Source organism: Vibrio sp. 10N.286.49.C3, from assembly GCF_041469545.1.
Taxonomy (GTDB): Bacteria; Pseudomonadota; Gammaproteobacteria; order Enterobacterales; family Vibrionaceae; genus Vibrio; species Vibrio tasmaniensis_A.
This window is the reverse complement of record NZ_JBFRKT010000017.1, coordinates 20139-42770: the sequence shown is the minus strand read 5'-3', so window position 1 is coordinate 42770 and position 22632 is coordinate 20139. Positions and strand designations below refer to the sequence as shown.

The following is a 22632-nucleotide window of genomic DNA, read 5'->3' as shown; positions in this document are numbered from 1 at the left end:
AAATACGCGAAACGGGGTAGCTCTATCTCTAAATTTAATTACGCAACAAAGCCGCAAGGAGGCTACCTAATACTTACAAATGCAGAAAGGCCGCTAAGCGACCTTTCTACGATAATGTTACGGACATTACTCCGTATTATCTGGTGTTCTATAAATCTGCAACCAATGTCGCGCTGCAGTACTTGTTGGAGGCGCTATTTCATGATCACGGATAGTACAATACCGACCATATTTTACTACAACCGTATGATTTGTTGTATTAATTTTACACTCTTGAAAAGAGCCCCATCTCGCCCGACTTTATTACCAGGCGCTACATAGATAGCCATACAAAACCTTTAAACTAGTTTAACAGCAATATTGTTCATATTTGATGTAGTGATGAATCTAAGAAAAACAAGGTTATCCGTAAAAAGACATACGTTTTAAAAAACTCACTAAAAAAAATTATTGGTGTTCATTATTCCTATGTTCAATTGCGTGACTCCGTAACGCAGAACAGCTCCTAATAGGGAGCTGTTCTTGTGTCTAAATTTGGGCCACACTAAGTGCCGTTACGTTAAATAAATGAAACAACTAGTCTACCGAGCTAAACGTGTATCCCTCACGAGGGATAAACGGAGCTCGGAAATCGCCTTTTAAAAAGTAATAGATATCTTGTGAGTTATCATGGACAACCTCGTAGCAGCTTTCCCCACTACCAAAGTTTGAACAATATTTATTATTTTTAATGCGCCATGTGCCTTCGCTGGGTTTTACATCACCACTACTCATCCACCACGTTGTGCCTGAATCGGAAAAATATTGAACTGTTTTTTTCCCGTAATGAACACCATGAATAGTATTATTGCTAAGCAACAAATCTACTTCTGGTGAATTAACCGGCACTTCTTTAGCTAAGACAGAACATGTTACTCCTAGAAGTATTACTGCAATGATTTTTTTCATTTATATCTCCATTATATTTATAATTACGTTAAATCGCATATATAGAAACCCAATTCAGATTTAATATCAATTTAAATTTAATATCAATTCAAAAAATGAATAATTAGAGCAAATTTGATTGGTATTTATACCCGTGATCATTGAAGATGCTTGATTTTCTTTAGAATCAGGATCATGCTACGAGCCATGAAAATTGCACTGACTCCTCAACAGAAACTACAACTCGGACAAATGCACGACAATGAACGTGACAGTCGAGTTTGCGACCGTATTAAGGCTGTTTTGCTAGCTTCTGAAGACTGGAGTCAGACTATGATTTCACAAGCCCTTCGTATTAATGAATCGACCGTTGCACGTCACCTCAGTGACTACGTTCTTTCTGAAAAACTTAAGCCTGAAAATGGCGGAAGCCAAAGTAAACTTTCTGCTACTCAAACCATGCACCTAATCGAGCATTTGACTGAGAAAACCTATTCTCATACTCATCAAATTGTCGCCTATGTTAAAGAGACATTTGGACTTGATTATACGGTTTCAGGTATGAACAAATGGCTTCACCACAATGGCTTTAGCTACAAGCAGCCGAAAGGCGTTCCACACAAGTTTGATGAAGCAAAACAACAAGCCTTCATAGATGGTTATAAATCACTAAAGGCAAGCTGTGGTAAGGGTGAAACGATAGTTTTTATCGACGCTGTTCACCCAACCTTATCAACCAAAATATCTCATGGCTGGATACGTACTGGTCAGGATAAAGTGATTGAAACAACGGGTGATCGCAGCAGATTGAACATTATTGGTGCACTGAACCTGTCGGATATTGGTGCCACCATTGTTCACGATTACGAAAGCATTAACAGTGAAAGTATTGTTCGCTTTTTCTGTAAGTTAAGAGAGAGCTATCTGTTAGCCCATAAGCTTCATATCATCTTAGATGGTGCAGGATATCACCGCAGTGACTTAGTCAAAGATGCGGCGTTTGTCCTAAATATCGAACTGCATTATCTTCCACCTTATAGCCCAAACCTAAACCCAATAGAGCGGCTATGGAAAGTAATGAATGAGAAGTCGAGGAACAATGTTTACTTCAAAAGCAAACGGGACTTCAAGGCGGCAATAGGTCAATTTTTTACTGTGACTCTTCCAGAGATCGCAGGCTCTTTGACATCTCGAATTAATGATAAATTCAAGTTCTCAAGCCTGCATCTTCAAGTTGATTGGGTATATAGCCACTATCATTATGTTCAATCGTGTGAATCTGTTCTTGTAGGCGTTGTTGATCAAATCAGCTTGAGGTTCAACGACGCCATATTTGACTAATAGTTAGCTTCTAACAGGCATACCTAGTCCTATGACTTTGTTTATAGCTTTGACATTCGCCCTAATGATCTGCTCCAGTTAGACTGGAGAAGGTATTAAGCGACATATTGTTTTTCAAAGTTAATTGGGCTTAGATACCCAAGAGCCCTGTGCCTTCTTGTTCGATTATAAACAACTTCGATGTATTCAAAGAGTGCTTGAAGCATCTCTTCTCGCATCATTATCGGCTCGTCTTGGACAGCTTCTACTTTCATTGAGTGGAAAAAGCTTTCAAAACAGGCGTTCCAACAATTACCACGACGGCTCATGCTTTGAGTTATACGATATCGACAAACTCTCCGCTTGCCATCTGTCTTGCGTTTTTGACTTTCCATTCACCTTCGCCATCAACCATTGGCCAGTCGCATCAATGGCTAGGTGCTGTATTGCTTTTCTCGTTTTTGGCTTAAATGAGACCTCTACTTTCTTTGCTCTACGATTGAGCCTGGTGTAATGCACAACCAATAGCTTACGGAGAAATGGATCATTTTCATGTCTTAAAAATTGTATCTTCAAGTTGAGTGAGTCGAGTACTAGCGATATTTACCTTGAACCACATAGTTTTCTCGCTTATTGCTCTTCAGATTGCTCCAGAGACGCAACCCAGCGCAGGATCTCTGCGGTGGCTTCAATAAGATCGCCAGGAATGTATTGGTCTAACTGCCCATCCGCATATAACGCACGTGCGAGCGGTACTTTCTGCATCACCGGAACCCCTTCTTCTTTGGCAATCGCAATCATACGCTTTGCCATCGCATCAGTCTCTTTTAGGGTAATCACAGGCAGAGGTGTTTCGCCCTTTTTATAGTACAAACCGATGGCAATGTGTGTTGGGTTTGTAACCAGCACATTCGAGCGTTTAACGTTATCTCTTTGGTTAGAAGTTTGCATTTCTTGGTGCAGTTGACGACGTTGACTTTTTATTTCAGGGCTGCCTTCCATCTCTTTGTATTCACGTTTCACTTCATCTTTGGTCATCTTTAACTGTTTAGTGTGGTCGAACTTTTGGTAAGAAAAATCGGCTGCGGCAATCACAATAAAGCCTACCGCAGAGATAATCATCAATTGTTTGATTAATACGCCAGTGATGATCGGTACACACTCTAACCCACAGGTAGGTATCTGCAGTAACGTGTTTAAGTTACCTTTCAGCGTTATCCAAATAATGCATGAAAGTAACGAAACTTTGAGAATGGACTTAATAAACTCAATGATACTCTTTAACGAAAAAATTCGCTTTGCCCCTTCGACTGGATTGATCTTCTTGATGTCCGGTTTGACAGACTCGCCACTAAATAGAAAGCCGAACTGTCCCATGTTAGCCATGATGGCGACTAAGGTTGCAATCAAGAGGATCGGCGCAAGCAGATAAACCATTTCTTTGGCGATGGCGATAGCTACGTCGAGTAGTGCATCTTGAAAGCCCTGATATGCCAATTTGCTTGGCAGTAAAATTAGGGCAGATATGTGCGACATATAGTAATCGGCGAATGCAAACAACACGACAATCAAAGACAGAATCAATGAAGATGAAATGATTTCCTGACTTTTTGCAACTTGCCCTTTTTGGCGGGCATCCCTGAGTTTTTTTGGGGTGGGGAGTTCAGTTTTTTCTCCGCTCATTATTAGGACCTGTTTATTTATTTTGGTTGAATTTTGTTCGAGATAAAGCGTTTTAATCAGGTGAGAGGCGGACGGCTAATTCCTTTTCGCCGAATCGTTCTAAGTAAATCCCTCTCAACAAAGAGTAAAACGTTTTAGCTGAACTCTTTGGACGGCGTTTGTGGTTTCTTTCCACTGCATTATAGGTTTATCGAATAGAGTTACCACATTTCAAAGCATCTATTTTTGCAAGAACAATCTACAAGTCGCTGCAAAAATAAGTTCGAGAGATAAGCAGACTCTAGCGATTACCAAATAGTGTTTAGCTGCTCTGAGAACAGTGCGATTTCAGAGAAAAGTGCTTGAAAGTGGTTCATCATCAGAGCCAGATACACAATCAATAACACACTGGCGATGGCACTTTTGATCGGCATTGCCAAGAAGAAAACGTTGAGTTGTGGTGCGAATCGGCTGATGAGCGCAAGCCCAAACTCGGCAAGGAACATCGCCAGTACTATAGGCGCAGACATCAAAACTCCAAGCCACATTAATTGCTCAAATTGGTCGTAGAAAAAGCGTGCCCACCCTTCTGTTATGGTTGGAAAAAAACCTATCACAGGCCATGACGAGTAACTGGAAAATAGCGCATAAAGAAAAGTGACAAAGCCACCGCCCGAGAAGAACAAAGTGATCAGAGTTTGAGTCAACAATACCGCCGTTGGCGTCGATTGCGAACCGAGGGTGGGGTTAAACATGCTCGCCATGGCTGCGCCTCGCTGGTTATCCACGAGAAAGCCTGCCGCCTCGATTGCCCAAAAGGGGATCGCCGCAATAAAGCCAATGAGCAGACCCAATAACACCTCTTTCCCCAAGATAACCATTAACCAGATTCCATCCGTTTCTGCAGGTAAATTTTGTTGATTAATTATAGGAAATATAAAAAGTGCAAGAGAACACAAGATTCCATTTCTCACCATGGTGCCACCCAGCATTTGCTTGTTTAAGATCGGCAGGAATATAAAACAAGCCATTAACCTAGGAAGCGTTAAGCTGTACAGGAACAGTGCGTGGTGCAAATCATCGTAACTCATCGTATTTGCGGGATTTTATCTAAGGTCAATGTTGCAAACGAATGCAGCTCGGCGCCCAACCACTGTGCGGTAACAAACAAGGTAATTATGACGGCAATCAGTTTAACGACAAATCCCAACGTTTGTTCTTGAACTTGAGTCAGTGCTTGGATGAGTGAGACTAAGGTGCCAACAAACGCCGCAACCAGAATCGGTGGCAGCGACAAGAATAGAACAAGCGTTAAAGCCTGAGTGGCAAAGTGGATTATTTCGGCCGGATTCATATTTCTCTCCTCACTATCCGTAGCTGAGTACTAAGCCATGAGTTAGCTTGGTCCAACCGTCAAGTAACACAAAAAGCAGTAGTTTGAATGGTAGCGAAATTGTCATCGGCGATACCATCATCATCCCCATTGCCAGTAGGATGTTGGACACGATTAGGTCGACAGCGATGAAGGGCAGATACAACAAGAAACCAATCTCAAATGCCCTAGTTAGTTCACTGACCGTGAAGGCGGGGAGTAACAACAATAAGCTGTCTGACTCTAAGCGGTCGAAGTACTTCTGTGGCCACAAGGTTCTCGCAGCATCGGTAAAAAACACCGTTTCAGTTTCACGGATGTGTTTTTTCAAAAACTCTCGATATGGCTGCAGTCCGCTTTCAATCAGCCCTTCAACACTGTCGGAATCTTCTAGGGATATTTCATGTTGTGTAACGTAGTCGTAGGTTTCAAATCCTACTGGTGCCATAATGAAGATCGACAAAATTATCGCCAATCCGTACAGCGCCATATTGGGTGGTATTTGTTGTACACCCAGTGCGTTTCTCAATAGAGAGAACACCACAGCAAGCTTTACGAAAGAGGTCGCCATCATTGCAATGAAAGGAACCAAAGCAAGTAGGGCGAGCGTGACGATTAGGTTCAGTTCATCAGGTAACTGGATCATGCTGGCTCCTGACTACCGCCAAACAATTCGAGAACGCGAACACCTAAGCGTTCATTGATGCTCACAAGTTCACACTCACCAATAATTCTTCCGTTTGCTCGCATAGTGACCGGGTTTGAAATTGGCTGGTTAAGCTCAAAGGTAAAGCCAGGTTGTAGCGCGTTAAGTTGTTCTAAAGTTATGGTTTGCTGACCAACATCAAAAGTGAGTTCAATTGGCAGTTGCTTGTGGTCGGTAAGTACTTCAGAGCTATTGATATCGTTCATATTGGTTTCTTTATCTAGGATGTGGAGTATGGTTTCGTCGAGTTGGCATCGCCAAAGGTTTTGATTGGATATCTGAAAGAGCACTTGATGTTGTGCGATGTGGCAATCATCGAAAAACACCACATCCCCCAATTCCAGTTGCTCGAATTGGCTGACTGCCAAACGTGTTTTGCCAAAACTCAACCAGAATGGTAGTGCAATATTTTGACTTAGGTAAGATGGTGCTTGTGGCAACGCGCCAAGTAGCACATCTCGACCTTCATGCACCCAGAGGCTAAGAGATGCGTCATCACGGTTGATGGTGAGCATCAATACATTCTCTTGCTGAGTTTGCTGTTCAAGAGGTTGTAACTTGCTTAAGACAGGAAGCTGCCCAAAAAGACGTTTAATCACATCGGTGTATGGTTCAATCTGGCTATTGAGTAACGCCAATTGCAATGAGTTTGGTAGTGATTCAAAAGCCGTTGAGTCAAGCATGTCATGTAACCACAACTGTAATTGCGCACCACAAAAATCTATTTTGATCGTTTGCCCTCCAATGAATAACGCCAAACGATAGCCAGTAAATTGAGGTTTTGGCCCTAGCGTAACCGACAGGCTGTTGCTCAGGCTATCTTGAAAGTGGCATTGTTTCGCACATAGTTGATTGCTTAGCGAGATGCTTGATGCGTCGACTTTAGGGAAATTAAGTATCATCATTCGTCCTCAGGCTTCCATTCATCATAAATACTGCGTTGTTGTCGAGAACGTTGTTGATCTTGTTGTTGGTTCATTTGCTCGCTGATTGAGATTCGAATCGGTTGTTCAATCCCCAAGCGTTGTAAGCGCTCAACCAATTCTTGTTTAGCGTTTGGGTTGATTAGCGAAAGGGCATGCTCTTGTTTAATTAAGACGCTGTAACCAGAACTGTCGTGCTTAATGGAGATCTCACCACCTTTCAATTGACCTTCATTGAGAAACAGTCGGACCTCCTTCTCGTTCGCTGTTGGGAGAGAAACATAGATCTTTTCGACCAACTTACTAATCAGATCGTTCACGTTTCTTGCCGAGCTGCGAGGTGTTTGCGCTTCCATACTCTTTAGGATCACATCACCTTGAGTAGTCGGTTGGTTTATATTCGCCGCCGAGTGCAGTTTGGTGCCCACTTCAGAGGTTGAATGATGTAAATCAATGCGCTTTAAGGGTTTTAGCTTCTCTTCAAATGCGGACAACGTAGCTTTCGCTTCTGTGTTAATCTGCGCGTTACTTAAGGTTACCGCTTCTTTTACTGTCGTATCGGGCTTTAGTCGCTGACCATTCAAGACGTTTTGCACAGAGGTAGCGGCTTTACCATCAAACTGGATTGGCGCTGGTTGAGTATTCAAGCCTTTTGGGAAACCGTCAATAATGTCTTTGGGATCGAGATACAAGCCATCAAGAGATGCGCTTGAATCCGTTGAATCCGTTGAAACCGTTGAAACCGTTGAATCCGTTGAATCAGTTGAATCAGCTTGGTCTTTGGCACTCTTTTGCTGAAGATTGGCTGGCTGAGTTTTAGGCTTCAGAGCATTGTTAAAGATAGACTCAAGTTCTTCCGAGACGTTAGTCGCGGGACTCTGTCGAACCTTTTTGGGAAATCCTGCTGTGTCTGGGTGATCGTGTTTGACTCGCATTTTTACCTTCTATGAAACAATGGCACTACGAAACTCTTCTTGTTCGAGCTCTTCTTGGTACTGCACTTGACGTATTTGTTCAGCGATTTCTTGTTCGTTTAGCTGAATGAATTTTTCTTTGGTTTTATGAGCGGCGATTGCTTCTTTTTTTCTCTCTTTGAGCCGTTGAGCTTCTTGCTCCAATACTTTTTTGGCTTCAGCGGCTCGCTGCTTTAAATCGGCTTCTCTTTCCCTCAATAGTGCGATTTCTTGTCGCAATATCTCGAGTTCTTTTAGCACCACCATTTTCTGCTTCGCTTTGGTAAATCGTCGCTCTTCTTCTTCTTTTCGCCATTGGTGATAATCGACTACGGACTGCTCGGATTTTCGCCTTATAGAGAGGGCGTTGTTGACTCGGTACTCTTGCTGCTGAACTGCACTGTCAGCTCGCTCGGCACGAATCGTTTTGATCTCTAGTAACTGCTCGATCATAAGCCCGCGAGTCCTTGTAACTGAGTCACGGTTTCGTCGAGCTCACTTGTTTCGTGTGTGCCTTGACGTAAAAACGCTCGGATATCATCACTTTGATCAATGGCCATATCCGCGCGGTTATCAGCACCATGTTGGTATTCGCCAATTTTAATCAGCAGTTCAACTTCTTCATATTTTGCCAGCATTTCACGCATATGAGCTGCCGATGCTTGATGAGTTTTATCCACGATTTGGTTCATTACACGGCTTGCTGAACGAAGCACGTCAATGGCTGGGTAGTGGTTCATTGCGGCCAGTTTCCGAGAAAGAATAATGTGACCATCAAGTATTGATCGGGTCTCGTCGGCAACTGGTTCTGTCATATCGTCACCTTCTACAAGTACGGTGTACAGAGCGGTGATGGAGCCTTTGTCTGATTGGCCAGCACGTTCCATCAGTCTTGGCAATGCAGCAAAAACAGAAGGCGGATAACCTCGTCGTGTTGGTGGTTCACCTGCTGCCAAGCCGATTTCACGTTGAGCTCGGGCAAAGCGAGTGACAGAATCCATAAGCAGTAGGACGCGTTTACCTTGGTCACGGAAGTACTCTGCGATGGAGGTGGCCACAAACGCAGCTTTGGCACGTTCCATTGCAGGTCTATCTGAGGTTGCTACGACTAACACCGCCCTTGTCATGCCTTCTTCACCAAGGTCGTGTTCGATAAATTCTTTAACCTCACGCCCCCTTTCGCCGATAAGGGCGAGAACTGTGACATCAACGTCAGCGGAGCGGATGAACTTGGCGAGTAGGGTACTTTTACCACCACCAGCCGCGGCAAAAATACCCATCCTTTGTCCTTCGCCGCAGGTGAGTAATCCGTCTATCGAACGAACCCCCATGGAGATGGGATTTTCGATCAATTTTCGTTGCATCGGTGGCGGTGCATCTTTGTAAACTGGATACCAAGCACTCGGTTCTTTATTTTGGGTGCCATCAAACGGGCGACCCAGTCCATCCAGTACCTTACCTAACAAGTGGTTGCCAACGCCTACTTCATGCATTTTTCCAAGTGGACTCACTTCGGTGTTGGAGGAAATACCAAGCATGTTTCCAAGTGGAGTAAGTAACGCGTGATGTTGCTGAAAACCAACCACTTCCGCGAGAAGCGACAAGGTTTGGTCAGGGTTGCGCAACTCACAAAGTTCCCCAACACGAACACCAGGAACCACGGCTTTGATGATGGTGCCAGTAACTTGAGTAACTCGGCCGCGGATTTGTATCAAACGAGTTTGTCTGATAGCAGATTGTTGCGTTTCGGTGATGTATGAGAAATCGTTCAATTTAGGAAATATGCGTAATAACTGGTAGTGATAGAGTAGAAAGGATGGGGCAGTATTTATAGTGACTATTGGTCGGGAGTTTTTAGAAAACTAAAAATGCCCTAAAAAAACACGTCTGATTTTGACAGCCTATTGCAAATACAACATTTACACTCAAGTCATATTGTACGAAAGGAGTGCAAATGAGTGAGTATTATCAACAATCAAATTGCAACGGGTAACAAGTTTGACACGCCAATTCGAAGCGGTCATGAGTACGTACGTTCTGGGGAGTCAATTGGTGGAAACTATCGAGGCGAGAGCGTCCGAGTACACAATGCTACTCAATCATTATTTGACGCAATGGAGGAGCTGACGTCATTAGGCTCAGAAAAAGCAGAAAAAGATCTAACCAAACGTAAAGTAAAAGATGGTGGTCTTCGGGTTAATGAAGCTCATGAGTTGGTGTCTGAATATTTAAGGAAAGTTCCTGATCTTGAGAAGAACCAAAAGATCAAAGACCTTGCTACCAAGATGGCGGGTGGCAACTTATCAACGATCGCGCAGCTACAAGCTTACCTTAATGGCTTTTCTGAAGAGAAGAGTCACCAGTACCTTGCATTAAAGGCGGTAAAAAAGTTTCTCGGAGCGAACCCAGAAAGTAAGAATCTGTTGGCGCTGATTGACCAAGCCCTTCTGAACTTTGAGCAAAATCCAGATTCTTGGTCTCAGATTGATACCGAGATTCGTGTGTCGAGCTTTGCTGATGAATATAGCAAAGAGCAAGACTTTAGCAGTTTGCACCAACTACGCGGTTTCTATCGTGACACAGTACACAGTTACCAAGGCTTAGGCTCGGCATACAAGGATGTGGTTGAGCGATTTGGTGAAAAAGAGGTGTCCACCGCCGTCGACTTTATGTTGCAAGGTATGAGTGCAGATTTAAGTGTTCAAGGCAGTAATATTGATTCGGTTAAGCTGCAGCTTTTGATGTCAGATATGCAAAAACTTAAGACGCTGAATACCCTTCAAGATCAAGTTAGTAATATCTATCAGATGTTTAAACCTCAGCAGGCAAGCCATGGCTTATCAAGTTACTGATTTAATGTCGGATGTCATCGACTTAGTTGAGCAGCGCTGGGTGGGAAGCGAAGAGATATGGAACTTAGTGAACGCCATGAAGTTGGGGGCCATTGAGCGACAAATTAGTTTTTTACGAGAACTGCACAACTTAGTTCGGCATATTTCCATTGATGTGTTTAACGACGAAGAACAGCGGCAAAACCTAATACAAGCAATACAAAAAGTGCTTGATGAAGCGATTGATTTAGAAGAAGAGGAAATTTGGAACGATGAATTGGATTGATGCGTCAGTGGATGATTTTTGCCGAGGAATGGGGCTTGAAGCCGTAAATTTCTCGTCGGCTGGACGTGTTCAGTTGAGCTTTGAACAAAGCGGCACCTTGTACCTTGAGAAATATCAGGATTGTTTGTTTCTTATGTTGGTAAAAGCGCTGCCATGGCATCAATCTAATGAGTCAATTAAAAAGGCACTGAGCTTTTGTCATTCAGGGCAAGGGTGGCCATTCACTATTAAAACTGGGCTGTTCGATGAACAAGCGTTAGTTTTCTCAGCGCAAATTGAAGGCGATGAAGTTACCTTACCAACCATAGAACAAGCATTCGCGTTGCTAGTTCGTTTGCATAACGACGTGGTGAACTCATGAATCGGATTAGTACATTAAACGTTGGTATTGAAAGTTTTGCTCATATCTCTCTTGAGCAAGTCGAAAGCGACTTTCCACAACGTTTTCAACTGCTACCTGACGGTCAAGCCATCGCGACGCACCTAGAGAAATTGTATGAACTTCGCCCTTCAGAGCAGTACTTGATGCCACTCGCTAAGCCAAAGATTACACATACAGACTTACTTCGCCCAGAAAAATACCGTCAGCAGTTTGATATAACTCTGCAAAGACTTCAAGACTTGGCGAAGAAAAATGGTTCTCATACGCTAACTCAAGCAGCGGAAACGTTGCAAACTACTCAATTAGATCAACGTTATCTCACCATGGCGTTGAATCTACTGATTCAGGTTTAACTCCCATGTTACAAGCAAAAGATGTGGAGCTATTGCTTATCCACGGGGCTCTCCAAGTTCAATATAAAAAACCTAAACAAGCAATTATGTTACTCGAAGCGCTGTTGGAAATCGAACCTCAGCATAAAGAAGCTCGCCAAACATTAGCGGTAGCATGCCTGGATTTAGGGCGGTACGCTCGTTCAATCGAACTGTGCGAAAGCTTGTTGGAAGCCAACAACTCTAATGAAGCTGGTTTATGGTTTTGTCTTAGCCAAGCCCGCTGGAAACAAGATGATGTTGAGGGCGCGCGCCGCGCTCATCGCTGTTATATAAAATCTCTAAATAGTGAACCAAATGAATAAGTTGATCGATATTATTAACAAGGTTGGGCAGCGTAAAGACATCATGCTTGCCGTGATGCTACTGGCAATCGTCTTTATGATGATCTTGCCTTTACCTACGACATTGGTGGATGTACTTATCGGTACCAACATGAGTATAGCGGTCGTCTTATTGATGATTGCTATCTACATTACATCCCCCCTAGAGTTCTCTGCATTCCCAGCGGTTCTGTTGATCACTACACTATTTCGCTTGTCACTTTCTATCACTACAACACGACTTATCCTGCTGCAAGGTGATGCTGGTCAAATCGTTTCTACCTTTGGTAACTTCGTCGTGGGTGGTAACCTGGTCGTGGGCATCGTAGTTTTCCTGATCATCACAATCGTTCAGTTTATGGTGATTACTAAAGGTTCAGAAAGGGTAGCGGAAGTCAGTGCTCGATTCTCCCTTGATGCGATGCCAGGTAAGCAAATGAGTATAGACGGCGATATGCGCGCCGGGGTAATCGATGTTCATGAGGCGCGTCATCGCCGTTCAGTGATTGAAAAAGAAAGCCAAATGTACGGCTCTATGGACGGGGCGATGAAGTTCGTAAAAGGAGACTCTATTGCTGGTCTGGTGATAATCGTGGTGAATATTCTTGGCGGTGTAACCATAGGTGTGACTCAAAAAGGCATGTCAGCGTCGGAAGCATTGGAGCTATTTGCTGTTTTGACCGTAGGTGATGGCCTGGTATCGCAAATTCCGGCTCTCTTTATCGCGATTACTGCCGGTATTATTGTGACGCGCGTTTCGAATGAAGAGTCCTCTGACCTAGGCTCAGATATCGGAGCACAGGTTACAGCACAACCAAGAGCTTTGTTGATTGGCGGTGTGTTGCTAGTGTTGTTTGCGCTTATTCCCGGTTTCCCGAAGGTTACCTTCTTTGTTCTTGCTATTGTAGTCGGTGGTGGCGGCTTTTTCTTACTCCATAACAAAAAACAACAAAGTAAATTAAGCAGTGCCGACTTACCAAGTTTTGTTGCCCAAGGCGCGGGCTCGCCAGCCGCCAAATCGAACAAAGCGGCACCTCAGCGCAACAGCAAAGGAAAACTAGGTGAACAAGAAGAGTTCGCTATGACGGTACCGCTGCTAATCGATTTGGATGCTCGCTTACAAGAGAGCTTAGAAGCCGTCGCTTTGAATGATGAGCTCGCACGAGTAAGACGAGCGTTGTACCTAGATCTCGGCGTGCCGTTCCCGGGGATTCACTTACGATTTAACGAAGGGATGAGCAACGGTGAATACTTGATTCAATTGCAAGAAGTGCCAGTTGCCCGCGGTCGGATTCAAAGCTTAAAACTGCTGGTGACAGAAGATAATGAGCAGATCGATTTGCTTGGTATACCTTACGAGAAAGATGACGATTTTCTACCGGGAATTTCGAGTATTTGGGTAGACCACAGTCATAAAGTAAAACTAGAAAACAGCCAAGTGGGCTTTTTAACTCCCGACCGTATTTTGACTTACCACCTATCTCATGTGCTAAAAGAGTACGCCCAAGATTTTATCGGTATCCAAGAGACTCGTTATTTGCTAGAGCAAATGGAAGGCAGTTATTCCGAATTAGTAAAAGAGACACAGCGTATTGTGCCTTTGCAAAAAATGACGGAAATCCTACAACGCCTTGTCTCTGAGGATATTTCTATTCGTAACTTACGAGTGATCTTAGAAGCAATGGTGGAGTGGGGACAAAAAGAAAAAGACGTGGTTCAGTTGACTGAATACATCCGTTCAAGTTTGAAACGCTATATTTGTTACAAGTACGCCAGCGGTCAAAATATGTTGCCAGCATACCTGTTAGATCAGAGCTTGGAAGATATGCTCCGTAACGGTATTCGTCAGACTTCGTCGGGCAGTTACTTAGCGCTTGACCCTTCCGTTACTCAACAGTTTGTCAGCGACGTTAAGCAAGCAGTTGGTGATTTGAGCCGTATGCCAAATAAACCAGTGTTAGTGGTGTCAATGGACGTACGCCGTTACGTGCGAAAATTGATTGAATCTGAATACTACGATCTGCCAGTGCTGTCTTTTCAAGAACTAACGCAACAAATTAATATTCAACCTTTAGGCAGAGTGGGAATGTAATGGCATGTGTACTCAGTCAGTCTTTAGTGACGTCAGGAATCAAAGTGAGGCCTTATTTCTGGCAGAAAAGCACTATCTTACTTGGCCATCGCTACGAATACGACGGTATGGAGCTCGTGTTCCGAGTAGACGATGGTGAAATTATCATCGTTTTGTTGCGAAGAATTACTCCAAACCAAGGTTTGAGCAATCCTTTCTCTGCACTGTTTTTACTCGCAGAACATGCTATCCGATTGTACCCACTCAACTGGATCATTCGTGGCAACGTTGACGTATTGCGTGGTAGCAATATGAGTAACCAAAGATTAGCGCAATTCTATTTGGGAGCCTGTGGTGCGAGTCACGATGAACAAGATGATTGGTACTACTTGCGCCTGAGTGACTACCGCCCACTTAAAAAGAGAAAGAAAGTAAAAACTCTCGACTGTTACTGACAGCATCTAATAGATGCTTCGCTTTAATATAGGTATCAAGATGAAGCAACCCTTTACCGAAACCATTGAAAAATCAGAACTTGCTATCCTTACTGCAGATGACAGAGCTGAAGTGTTCAATGAACTACTTGAAGGATTAGGTGTTGGTCCAGTAGCAGGAAATATTCTGCTTGATGGGTTAAACGCCGATCCCAAACTGATGAAACAAGCAGAACATGAATTGCTCGAGGAAGTACAACGCCGCAGACAACAACAACATCCGCTCCACGGCACTAATGCCGAAGGCTCTAGGCGCAAGCGGCCTGTGTTACTTCGTGGCATAGTAATTTAAAGGTTTTTAAATGACGGATATAAACAGAAGAAACCCAGTAGGTGGGGTAGGACCTCGACCAGAGCCGCAGACCTCATTTCAGGATCGTTTGGCTGATAAATTGGCTAATATTTTAGGGGAGCCAAATGCGGCTAAGTTGAAGGCGTTGATTAGTCAATTGCCTAAGGTGTTAGGGCGTAGTGAACAAGATAGCCTTGATCTTTATGCCAATTCATTGAGGAAACTACTAGAAAAACAAGCAGCATTTACTGGCACTGCTGCAGTTGATACTGCTGCTCATTGGATGAAATCGTTGCAAAATCAAGCGGTGAATGGTCAGATTTCACCTCAAGACTTGGTAAACGGAGTCAACAAAACACTTACTTACCAATTCCGAACTTGGTTCGAAAAGCAGTTAAGTGACAAGGTAGACAATTCGCTCCCTACAGACTTTATCAATCAGTTCCGATTAGGAAGCCAGAGTACCCAAGAAGAACAAATAGCTAACTTAGATGCCGATGCACTTAAACAAGCTACTGCGAAGATCAGTGTGTTTATAAATTCACTTTCTCAGCAAATGAGCTCTAGTAAGGTTCGTGAGAACGCTATTTCTTTTTTGCGTAATGCATTTCGCAATCTAGGTTCGGTAGACATCAACGAGCTAAATAACTCGGATTATTTATTAACGAAAGAAAGCTTCAAAGCAGCAGTTTTAGCACAGCTTACTAGATCTTTAAATAATGCAGGTCTTACGCTAAGTGGCAGTGATGCACAACTTTTGGCAAATAAAATCACTTGGCTTCCAGGTATGTCTAAGCAGGAGCTTAGAGGAGGGCTGAACGATCTGGTGAACCAAGTAAAAGGTCAATACGCAAATGCTTATGGAGCTGGTTCGGTTAGTAAGCTGCAAATAGTACTTGATGCGGCAATTGCAAAGCTAAGGAGCTCATCTACGGATATAACGCTCTCTAGCTTATTCTCGAATATGGCTGTGAGTCTTATAAACACTCAAGTCGATGCCTTTTATAGCAGTCTTCACGAAGTGCAGAAGTTCCAAACTCCACAACAACAGGTTGACCAAATAAAACAGCATACAGCACGAGATATAAGATTTCAGTTTGAAAAAATGATGTTGAGGAAAGATGTTGGTATCGACTTTGCCACTCGTCATAAAAAAATGATGAGTAACCTAGCCGCTCTGAAAGCTCGTTTAAGTAAAATCACAGAAGATGAAAAGAAAATAACGGTAGGGACTGACGGTCAAAGGAAAGCAGATGTTAAAGCTGAGCACTCGTTAACCTCTCGTGATTTGTTATCTGTGATTGATTCGACTATTGGCGATCGTTTTGATGAGCGCGTGCTGTTTTCTTTAAATGAGCGTCGAGTGAACCGTCTTGAAAAGCGTAACGAGAAGAAAGAGGAACTCCAAGAGCTTACGACTAAACTAAAAATATTTGGTCAAGTCCAGACTACCATCAGTACAAAGTTATCGGAGATAATTAACTCAAGTACTGGTGGTGGGCATTATTATCCAGACAGGCAGCATTTTACTTATAAACATTTCGGATATGAGACTCAACAAAAGTTTGAAAAAGGTAAGGAGTTTAAGTATTTAGAAAAACATATAACTCCAAGGGTTGGTTCTGATGGAGTTAAATACTTTACTCACAAACAATTTTTAGAGCATGCAGGAGTGACTGTTAGTCGCGATGTATATTATAACAATACAGATAACAAATACCTTAGTAATTTTTCTAGCTCGGTTTCAAGTAAGTCGAAGCCAATTAACGATTCTGTACAGTTAAAAACTACTGCGTTAAGCGACATCAGTTCCCAATACAACGCAACTGTTGAAGCTATGAACAAATTTGTTCAAAAGTACCACAATATTTTGCAAGCAATCCTACGAGCGATTTAAGGATAAATAACCATGACTACACAAAACCCGGTAACTGACCCATCTCAAATGCAAGCAGAGGAACTCCTTTCGTTTCTTGAGGAAGGTGGAACGTTAAAAATGCTGCACGATGTATCAGCAGATACCATTGAGCACATTTACGCTGTTGGATTCAATTTTTTCCAATCAGGAAAAATAGAGCAAGCCGGTAAGATATTCCAACTGCTTAGCATGCTTGACCACTACCAAGCACGATTTTTTATTGGTTTAGGAGCTGCTCGTCAAGAACTGGGTGAGTACCTGCAGGCGATTGACGCCTACAGTTATGCAGCGCTTGTAGATATTAATGACCCACGCCCACCTTTCCACTCTGCAGAGTGTTACCTAAAACTTGAGCAATTAACAGAGGCAGAGAGTGGGTTTTACAGCGCGAAGGGGATGTCTGCCGGAAAACCAGAGTATGCAGATTTGCATCAACGCGCAGGCATCATGTTAGAAGCGGTGAAAAACAAAAGGAGTAACTAGAATATGAATTCTATCGCACTAGACCGCACTCAGAGTCAGGCATACTTACCGGATTCTGGTCAAACAATGTTAGATAAGGTTACTAAGACTGCATCTCACGTGTCAGCTTCAGTAACGGTTGAAAACGTAAAAGGTAAAAAATCTGAAGTACCGAACACTGGTAAAGTTAAAGTTCAGCTTGATGCACCGAACGCTGCAGTTAGCGATAAGGTCAATGAATTAACGCTGAAAGCCATGAATCAACTACAAAAAATCGTTGATTCGATTGCCAAGGTTTTACATGCGGTCGCCGACAACACGGGCTCACTAGCAGTGAAAATCCTGGCAGGGTCAGCCGATGACTTTGAGGTAGAGCTAGCTGCTATCACAGACAAACTGAAGAGCGTACAAAACAAGCTTAAGATCCAAGAAGTAAAAGTAGCGAAAGCGAAACACGAACAAGAAATAAAGGATAACGAACAAAAACTCAAAGAGTCTGAAGCTGCGGCTAAAGAAGCGAAAAAATCGGGTCTGGTTTCCAAGATATTTGGGTGGGTCAGTGCCGCAGTTTCGATTATAGTGGGCGCTGTAATGGTGGCAACTGGTGTTGGAGCAGCAGCTGGTGCACTAATGATTGCCGGTGGTGTATTGGGTGTAGTCAGTATGGCTATGCAAGAACCAGCTGTTCAAAATGCAATGAAAGAAGCTGGCATTAATGTCGATGCTCTCAGCAAAGTTATGATGGCTTTAGAGATTGCGGTTGCGGTTATTGGGGCTGTTGTGACGTTTGGCGGCGCGGCTGCGGGCGGTATTGCTAAATTGGCGGGGAAAAGTGCCAGTAAAGTAGCACAAAAAATCACTGATATTGCGACTAAAGCGGCAGCTAATATGGCAAAAGTTGCAGATATGGGTTCTAAAGCAGCCACGACGACAGCTAAAGGTATTCGATTTGCTGCAGAGTCATTAGATCTTCTTTCTAATGTTGGTAAAGGCTCTGCCGATAGTGTTCATTCCAATAATAAAGCTAAAGTGACAGAAATTAATGCGGATCTTACTCAGCAGAAAGCGGAGAAGGTGCTGACTCAATCGGTTATTGATAAGCTTAAAAAAGAAATCGCTAAGATGATGGAAGGTTTCCAAGAGTTGATGAATGTCATCATGCAGATGATTCAGGCGAAAAGCGAAACGATGGAAACGGTAATGAATCGTCCAGCGACGGTTTAAGGAGAATTTATGTTAGATAAAATTGGTAAGACTGGGAATGCAGATCTATACGGTTTGGGTGAGATAGATAAAACGACTAAGGTTGAAAAAGCCCCCGAGACAAAAACCGAAGCAGCGGTTCGTGGTAACGATGAGACGGCGGTGTCAGGTGCTAAACATTATCTTTTGGAAAGACCTAAAGCGCCGAAAAGTGGAGAACAAGCTCGCGTGGTTGAAAAGCTGATGACCGCTTTGGCACCAACAGCAAATCTGCTTATGAAAACCCTAGAAAAAGCACTTCATGGTCAATCTGGAACTCAATCATCGTCAAATACGGTTTCGGAATCTCTTGCTTTGATGACCTTACTGTACCAAGTTTCGAAGTTAAGCCGAGAACAACAAACACTTGAACGTGAAATCGCGGTTGAAGCGAATGTAGCGAGCCTTAAGAGTCAAGCACAAGAGCTAAATAAATCTGCTAAAGCGATGATCGCAATGGCTGTAGTTTCAGGAGTTCTAGCCGGTGTAACGGCAATTTTGGGCGGAATAGGTTCTGCTAAAGCTGGTAAACAAATTAAAGCGGAAGCATCGACTAATACATTACTGAAAACACAAAAAGCTGGTGTAGATAAGGCTAATGATTTGTTGAACAATGGTGGGTTATCGAAAACTCAACAGCAACAGTTAAAGCGTGTTCAGGATGTCGGGCAAGACCGTCTTGGTAATTTGACTGATAAATTGACAAAAGGGGGGCGAAAGTTTGACAAAGCTACCACCTCTAATCAAGCGCGAAATTCGATTCTTCAGTCTCTTAGTCAGATGGCAAACTCAGCATCAAATGTAGAGCAAACTAAAGCTCAGGCTCGCGGTAAAGAAGATGAAGTTCTAGCGACACGTGCACAAGCATTGAAACAGAAAGCTGACGAAAATATTGGTTTTCAAGATAGTATGCTTAAAGAGCTGCGGGATCTGTTTCGCTCAATTGCTGATAGCCAAAACCAAGCATGGCGAGCATCTGCTCCTACCGTTTAAAACCACTGCGGATTAGAGTCCCCTTCTTCTAAAGTAGGTTGGCAATTTTTAGTAAGTCAGTAATGCAAGTTACTGGCTTTTTTCATGCATTTTATTTGGCAAATTCACACCTAGACTGAAATGCCGCCTAATTTCGTTAGACGTATGTATCAACTCTTCAATAAGCGTTTTAACTCGTTAAGATTTTTGTCCTGAGTCAGCAAGAACTCTTCCTTGAGGAGATCATTGACACGCTTATCTACGCTTTGTTGCGATTATCAACCCAATAATAAAACCCACTCCTAGCATAAGTTCATAGCCATTTTACTTTAGATTTTCCGCGATGTGTGGAATCCACTCATTCTCGGCGTTGTTGATCAAATCAGTTTGAGGTTCAACGACGCCAAAAACTTTGAGACCAGTCGAGTCAATCGCTATATGGCGAATAGCTCCTTTGGATTTATTGCGATATTTGACCTGAACTGTCTTCGAACGGTTGCTGATACAGGTGTAGTCAGGGGACGTCAGTGGAACATCCAATAGCTCAAAGATAGAACCAATAAAGCCTTGAAGAGCACGTAATGGCGGATAGAAGATCCCCTTAATCATCAAGGCAGTTTCAATCGCGGTATCAGAATACTGGAAACCTCTACCACGCTTGCACAGAGCCTTATTGTATTCCGCCCAGTTAGTTATCTTCTTTTCCGCTTTACCCATGTCACCACCGTTCTAACTACCATAAAGGATCAGATCACAAGACTTGGAAAAGGTTCAACTGATTTAAGCAACAATGCATTCATTCTCTGTTACTAGGAGGACGATGAGCTTAAGAAATTACAATGCACAGGTGGGTGAAACTTATGCGATGAGCAAAGCGTTGAACAAGCTTACTGGGTTATAAAACTTGTCGTATTGACTAAGAAGCACACGAAACGGTGCGAATCTGTCTCTAAACTAAATTAAGCATCAAAGCCTCTTAAAGTTCATTGAGTATAAAAACTTCCGCCCGTATTTAATATCTTGCCATTCCCTCATCTTTATAATTCTTCTCACTACGAATAAGAACCCTCAGAAAAATACACAGAAGGAACACAATGGATATTTATCAGGAAAGTATCAGTTTTTTAGGTAACGGCGTGGATTTTGATGAAAACGGATTATTTCAATGTGAGTTATCATCGGATACGAATAATCATGATGAAGCACTTTTCTTAACCGTATTTAAGAACGAAACCACCATTAGCTTACACATGTCTCTCACCAGCCCTGTGGAGTTGCCAACCCCTCTTCCAGAAACGATTGCTATCGCGATTGGTGAACATGCTCTGGAACCTTTCCGTGGTGGTTTCGGTATCGGTCTAATGCCTGATAGCCGAAGGTTAACGAGCTACAAGGTTATTTTTCTCTCAAACAAACCTCAAGATTATGTGCAGAACACTTTTCAGCAACTGTTAGAAAGAATGGAGCAATGGCACCATTTTATTGAGCAAGCGGATAACGCAGAGACAATCCCAGAAACACTTCCTGCTGGGATCTTTGTTTAAGTTCCCTTATTTAAAATACGAGTTTAATGTATGTCTACAATTCAAATTAATAGCCAGCATCGAGGTAATTTAGACCTCGCAGATATTCAAAATATTAAAAGTAGCGCCAAAGAAGGCGATACCGTTAAATTTGGTTCTGTATTTGGTAAAGAGTACAGCGTAACTAAAAATAGCGATGGTGACGTTACTCTAAAACAAAAAGAAAACCGAAGCTTTTTTAATCGTTTCTTTAGTAAAGCCGATTCTTCAAAAAACGGTGATTTAAAGCTGAATCAGATGAATCAACAACTGCATAAAAAAGAAGGCAGCGGCAACGTTAAGGTCTTAACTTTGACCTATAACCAAGCAAACCAAAAGATGCCGGAAGACACAAAGAACTACTTCCAGAACCTGATTCAAAAAGGTGACTATGATGTGGTTTTGTTTGCGGAACAAGAGTCTAAATTGCTTGCTAACGATCTTGAGCTTGATGGTATGAACCTTCTGAGTCAAAACAAAATGAAAGTTATGACGAAAGGTCTTGGTGAAGGTGTTAGCTACACTTCAATGTCCGTTTTTGCAAAAGACGGCGTCGATATTAACGTCAAAAAAGAGTCTGAATACCGTCATGGTATCGGTGGTCGAAACATGGAATTCTTCATGGGTATCACTGGTAACAAAGGTGGCGTAAAAACGGCTCTAGAGATCAATGGTCAAGCTCTAAACGTCATTTCTGCACACTTGGATTCTAACAAAGAAGTCAAACGTGAATTCGAAGGTAACAAGTTGATGGAAGGGAGCAAACCGCATGAAGAGGTTCTGATCACTGGTGATCTGAATGAGCGTGAAAAACGCACCGCTCAAGGTTCTGATGTGATGTACGATCCAGTCGCACATGATGATACGCATTTAGCCAAGCATGGCTTTAAGTTCAATCCTCTTAATAGTCACACTTACATGCAGCTTGATAAGCACACTGGTAATATTAAACAAAAAGAAGGTCGTGACCGACCTGACTTCGGTGAGCTCGATAATACTGGCTTAACAAATAAAACAGGCAACTTACAAAACCATGAAACCAGTGTTATCACTGAAGGGTTTGATAATGTCAGCGACCACAAGCCAGTACAGTCTACATTTGAAGTAAGAGGCTCCTCTCAAAAGCTGATTGAAAACGCACAAACACATACAGCAGAAGACTTCAAAAATGAAGCAGCGTACTTAAATCCTGGTACTGATCCGGCAAAAGCGACGTTTGATGATGTGACCTCAGCGAATCAAGCTCGCCTTGGTCTAGAAAACTTGAGTAGCGATGAACAAGCGTTTGTAAAAGAGAACTTCACTAGCTTTATCATCGGCAAAGATGCCATCTTTAGCCAGCTAACAAATGGCTTTATGGAAGAGATGCGTCAGCTTCACACTGCTAACCTGACCACCGGTCAACTACAGACTCAACAAATTGAATTGACCGAGAAATACGAACAGCTTAACCGCAAAGTAAACGCTCAGTTTAACCAGCAGTTCATTGCCAACCTTTAAGATAGACTCACCAGAATACCTATTTGTGAATCTATCTAGATG

At 42.8% G+C, this 22632-nt stretch carries 23 protein-coding genes and 3 pseudogenes; 15 read left to right on the top strand and 11 right to left on the bottom strand.

The features are described 5' to 3' along the window. Positions 1–576 precede the first annotated feature (576 nt). Positions 577–948 carry a hypothetical protein gene (locus AB4180_RS08720; protein ID WP_017097360.1) on the bottom strand — a complete coding sequence of 124 codons (372 nt, stop codon included), beginning with the start codon at positions 946–948 and terminating at the stop codon, positions 577–579. A gap of 174 nt (positions 949–1122) precedes the next feature. On the opposite strand from AB4180_RS08720, the pseudogene AB4180_RS08715 reads away from it, so the two are divergent. Then, a pseudogene (locus tag AB4180_RS08715) lies at positions 1123–2165 on the top strand (IS630 family transposase). 198 nt (positions 2166–2363) lie between these two features. Here the strand turns inward: AB4180_RS08715 and AB4180_RS08710 are convergent. The 9 genes and pseudogenes from AB4180_RS08710 to sctN all read right to left on the bottom strand — a co-directional run. Further along, positions 2364–2763: pseudogene (locus AB4180_RS08710) on the bottom strand (IS3 family transposase); the annotation flags it as partial. A 114-nt stretch (positions 2764–2877) separates the two neighbouring features. Beyond that, positions 2878–3930 carry a type III secretion system export apparatus subunit SctU gene (sctU, locus tag AB4180_RS08705; protein WP_017096437.1) on the bottom strand — a complete coding sequence of 351 codons (1053 nt, stop codon included), beginning with the start codon at positions 3928–3930 and terminating at the stop codon, positions 2878–2880. A 287-nt stretch (positions 3931–4217) separates the two neighbouring features. Then, the gene (gene sctT / locus AB4180_RS08700; protein WP_029222875.1) at positions 4218–5000 is read right to left on the bottom strand and encodes a type III secretion system export apparatus subunit SctT; all 783 of its coding nucleotides are present in this window, start codon (positions 4998–5000) and stop codon (positions 4218–4220) included. Next, positions 4997–5263: a type III secretion system export apparatus subunit SctS gene (gene sctS / locus AB4180_RS08695; protein WP_017096439.1), complete on the bottom strand. Its 267-nt coding sequence runs from the start codon at positions 5261–5263 to the stop codon at positions 4997–4999. The genes sctT and sctS overlap by 4 nt, the downstream gene beginning before the upstream one ends. 13 nt (positions 5264–5276) lie before the next feature. Further along, complete coding sequence (vscR, locus tag AB4180_RS08690) at positions 5277–5927, bottom strand: SctR family type III secretion system export apparatus subunit VscR (protein WP_017096440.1); 651 nt, start codon at positions 5925–5927, stop codon at positions 5277–5279. Next, entirely contained in the window at positions 5924–6889 is a 966-nt protein-coding gene (gene sctQ, locus AB4180_RS08685) for a type III secretion system cytoplasmic ring protein SctQ (RefSeq protein WP_029223742.1), read from the bottom strand. Before sctQ ends, vscR begins: the two co-directional genes overlap by 4 nt. Next, positions 6889–7845, bottom strand: coding sequence for a type III secretion system needle length determinant (locus AB4180_RS08680; protein WP_102249939.1), 957 nt, complete (start codon positions 7843–7845; stop codon positions 6889–6891). The genes sctQ and AB4180_RS08680 overlap by 1 nt, the downstream gene beginning before the upstream one ends. Positions 7846–7854: 9 nt before the next feature. Further along, a complete protein-coding gene (sctO, locus tag AB4180_RS08675; protein ID WP_017096443.1) occupies positions 7855–8316 on the bottom strand; it encodes a type III secretion system stalk subunit SctO in 462 nt (153 codons plus the stop codon). Then, positions 8313–9635: a type III secretion system ATPase SctN gene (gene sctN, locus AB4180_RS08670; RefSeq protein WP_017096444.1), complete on the bottom strand. Its 1323-nt coding sequence runs from the start codon at positions 9633–9635 to the stop codon at positions 8313–8315. Before sctN ends, sctO begins: the two co-directional genes overlap by 4 nt. Positions 9636–9821: 186 nt before the next feature. Between sctN and sctW the strand changes: the two genes are divergently transcribed. From sctW to vopD, 12 genes are read left to right on the top strand one after another with little or no spacing between them, the layout of a single operon-like run. After that, positions 9822–10715, top strand: a complete 894-nt coding sequence (gene sctW / locus AB4180_RS08665) for a type III secretion system gatekeeper subunit SctW (protein ID WP_017096445.1) — start codon at positions 9822–9824, stop codon at positions 10713–10715. Further along, the gene (locus AB4180_RS08660; protein ID WP_017096446.1) at positions 10696–10980 is read left to right on the top strand and encodes a TyeA family type III secretion system gatekeeper subunit; all 285 of its coding nucleotides are present in this window, start codon (positions 10696–10698) and stop codon (positions 10978–10980) included. Before sctW ends, AB4180_RS08660 begins: the two co-directional genes overlap by 20 nt. Then, the gene (gene sycN, locus AB4180_RS08655; protein WP_017096447.1) at positions 10967–11341 is read left to right on the top strand and encodes a type III secretion chaperone SycN; all 375 of its coding nucleotides are present in this window, start codon (positions 10967–10969) and stop codon (positions 11339–11341) included. Before AB4180_RS08660 ends, sycN begins: the two co-directional genes overlap by 14 nt. Then, positions 11338–11715: a type III secretion system protein VscX gene (gene vscX / locus AB4180_RS08650; protein WP_017096448.1), complete on the top strand. Its 378-nt coding sequence runs from the start codon at positions 11338–11340 to the stop codon at positions 11713–11715. Before sycN ends, vscX begins: the two co-directional genes overlap by 4 nt. Positions 11716–11720: 5 nt before the next feature. Further along, positions 11721–12059 (top strand): type III secretion system chaperone VscY, encoded by a 339-nt coding sequence (gene vscY / locus AB4180_RS08645; protein WP_017096449.1) that lies wholly within the window; start codon positions 11721–11723, stop codon positions 12057–12059. After that, complete coding sequence (sctV, locus tag AB4180_RS08640; RefSeq protein ID WP_102249940.1) at positions 12043–14169, top strand: type III secretion system export apparatus subunit SctV; 2127 nt, start codon at positions 12043–12045, stop codon at positions 14167–14169. Before vscY ends, sctV begins: the two co-directional genes overlap by 17 nt. After that, positions 14169–14603, top strand: a complete 435-nt coding sequence (locus AB4180_RS08635) for an LcrR family type III secretion system chaperone (protein ID WP_017096451.1) — start codon at positions 14169–14171, stop codon at positions 14601–14603. Before sctV ends, AB4180_RS08635 begins: the two co-directional genes overlap by 1 nt. A gap of 40 nt (positions 14604–14643) precedes the next feature. Continuing rightward, positions 14644–14934 carry an LcrG family type III secretion system chaperone gene (locus tag AB4180_RS08630; protein WP_017096452.1) on the top strand — a complete coding sequence of 97 codons (291 nt, stop codon included), beginning with the start codon at positions 14644–14646 and terminating at the stop codon, positions 14932–14934. A 10-nt stretch (positions 14935–14944) separates the two neighbouring features. Then, positions 14945–16831: a virulence-associated V antigen gene (locus tag AB4180_RS08625; protein WP_017096453.1), complete on the top strand. Its 1887-nt coding sequence runs from the start codon at positions 14945–14947 to the stop codon at positions 16829–16831. 12 nt (positions 16832–16843) lie between these two features. Then, entirely contained in the window at positions 16844–17335 is a 492-nt protein-coding gene (locus AB4180_RS08620; protein ID WP_017096454.1) for a SycD/LcrH family type III secretion system chaperone, read from the top strand. 3 nt (positions 17336–17338) lie between these two features. Further along, positions 17339–18538, top strand: coding sequence for a type III secretion system translocon subunit SctE (gene sctE, locus AB4180_RS08615; RefSeq protein WP_017096455.1), 1200 nt, complete (start codon positions 17339–17341; stop codon positions 18536–18538). A gap of 9 nt (positions 18539–18547) precedes the next feature. Further along, positions 18548–19549 (top strand): type III secretion system translocon subunit VopD, encoded by a 1002-nt coding sequence (gene vopD, locus AB4180_RS08610; protein WP_017096456.1) that lies wholly within the window; start codon positions 18548–18550, stop codon positions 19547–19549. A gap of 381 nt (positions 19550–19930) precedes the next feature. On the opposite strand, the pseudogene AB4180_RS08605 reads toward vopD, so the two are convergent. Then, positions 19931–20245: pseudogene (locus AB4180_RS08605) on the bottom strand (transposase); the annotation flags it as partial. A gap of 377 nt (positions 20246–20622) precedes the next feature. On the opposite strand from AB4180_RS08605, the gene ati1 reads away from it, so the two are divergent. Both ati1 and AB4180_RS08595 read left to right on the top strand, forming a co-directional pair. Beyond that, positions 20623–21072 carry an Ati1 family type III secretion system chaperone gene (gene ati1 / locus AB4180_RS08600; protein ID WP_017096458.1) on the top strand — a complete coding sequence of 150 codons (450 nt, stop codon included), beginning with the start codon at positions 20623–20625 and terminating at the stop codon, positions 21070–21072. Between the two features lie 30 nt (positions 21073–21102). After that, positions 21103–22590, top strand: a complete 1488-nt coding sequence (locus AB4180_RS08595; protein WP_017096459.1) for a VPA0450 family T3SS effector inositol phosphatase — start codon at positions 21103–21105, stop codon at positions 22588–22590. The last annotated feature ends 42 nt before the right edge of the window (positions 22591–22632 follow it).

Bases quoted from the DNA above. Each gene is read 5' to 3' on its own strand.
- AB4180_RS08720 (WP_017097360.1), bottom strand. From the start codon at position 948: ATGAAAAAAATCATTGCAGTAATACTTCTAGGAGTAACATGTTCTGTC.
- sctU (WP_017096437.1), bottom strand. From the start codon at position 3,930: ATGAGCGGAGAAAAAACTGAACTCCCCACCCCAAAAAAACTCAGGGAT.
- sctT (WP_029222875.1), bottom strand. From the start codon at position 5,000: ATGAGTTACGATGATTTGCACCACGCACTGTTCCTGTACAGCTTAACG.
- sctS (WP_017096439.1), bottom strand. From the start codon at position 5,263: ATGAATCCGGCCGAAATAATCCACTTTGCCACTCAGGCTTTAACGCTT.
- vscR (WP_017096440.1), bottom strand. From the start codon at position 5,927: ATGATCCAGTTACCTGATGAACTGAACCTAATCGTCACGCTCGCCCTA.
- sctQ (WP_029223742.1), bottom strand. From the start codon at position 6,889: ATGATACTTAATTTCCCTAAAGTCGACGCATCAAGCATCTCGCTAAGC.
- AB4180_RS08680 (WP_102249939.1), bottom strand. From the start codon at position 7,845: ATGCGAGTCAAACACGATCACCCAGACACAGCAGGATTTCCCAAAAAG.
- sctO (WP_017096443.1), bottom strand. From the start codon at position 8,316: ATGATCGAGCAGTTACTAGAGATCAAAACGATTCGTGCCGAGCGAGCT.
- AB4180_RS08660 (WP_017096446.1), top strand. From the start codon at position 10,696: ATGGCTTATCAAGTTACTGATTTAATGTCGGATGTCATCGACTTAGTT.
- sycN (WP_017096447.1), top strand. From the start codon at position 10,967: ATGAATTGGATTGATGCGTCAGTGGATGATTTTTGCCGAGGAATGGGG.
- vscX (WP_017096448.1), top strand. From the start codon at position 11,338: ATGAATCGGATTAGTACATTAAACGTTGGTATTGAAAGTTTTGCTCAT.
- vscY (WP_017096449.1), top strand. From the start codon at position 11,721: ATGTTACAAGCAAAAGATGTGGAGCTATTGCTTATCCACGGGGCTCTC.
- AB4180_RS08635 (WP_017096451.1), top strand. From the start codon at position 14,169: ATGGCATGTGTACTCAGTCAGTCTTTAGTGACGTCAGGAATCAAAGTG.
- AB4180_RS08630 (WP_017096452.1), top strand. From the start codon at position 14,644: ATGAAGCAACCCTTTACCGAAACCATTGAAAAATCAGAACTTGCTATC.
- AB4180_RS08625 (WP_017096453.1), top strand. From the start codon at position 14,945: ATGACGGATATAAACAGAAGAAACCCAGTAGGTGGGGTAGGACCTCGA.
- AB4180_RS08620 (WP_017096454.1), top strand. From the start codon at position 16,844: ATGACTACACAAAACCCGGTAACTGACCCATCTCAAATGCAAGCAGAG.
- sctE (WP_017096455.1), top strand. From the start codon at position 17,339: ATGAATTCTATCGCACTAGACCGCACTCAGAGTCAGGCATACTTACCG.
- vopD (WP_017096456.1), top strand. From the start codon at position 18,548: ATGTTAGATAAAATTGGTAAGACTGGGAATGCAGATCTATACGGTTTG.
- ati1 (WP_017096458.1), top strand. From the start codon at position 20,623: ATGGATATTTATCAGGAAAGTATCAGTTTTTTAGGTAACGGCGTGGAT.
- AB4180_RS08595 (WP_017096459.1), top strand. From the start codon at position 21,103: ATGTCTACAATTCAAATTAATAGCCAGCATCGAGGTAATTTAGACCTC.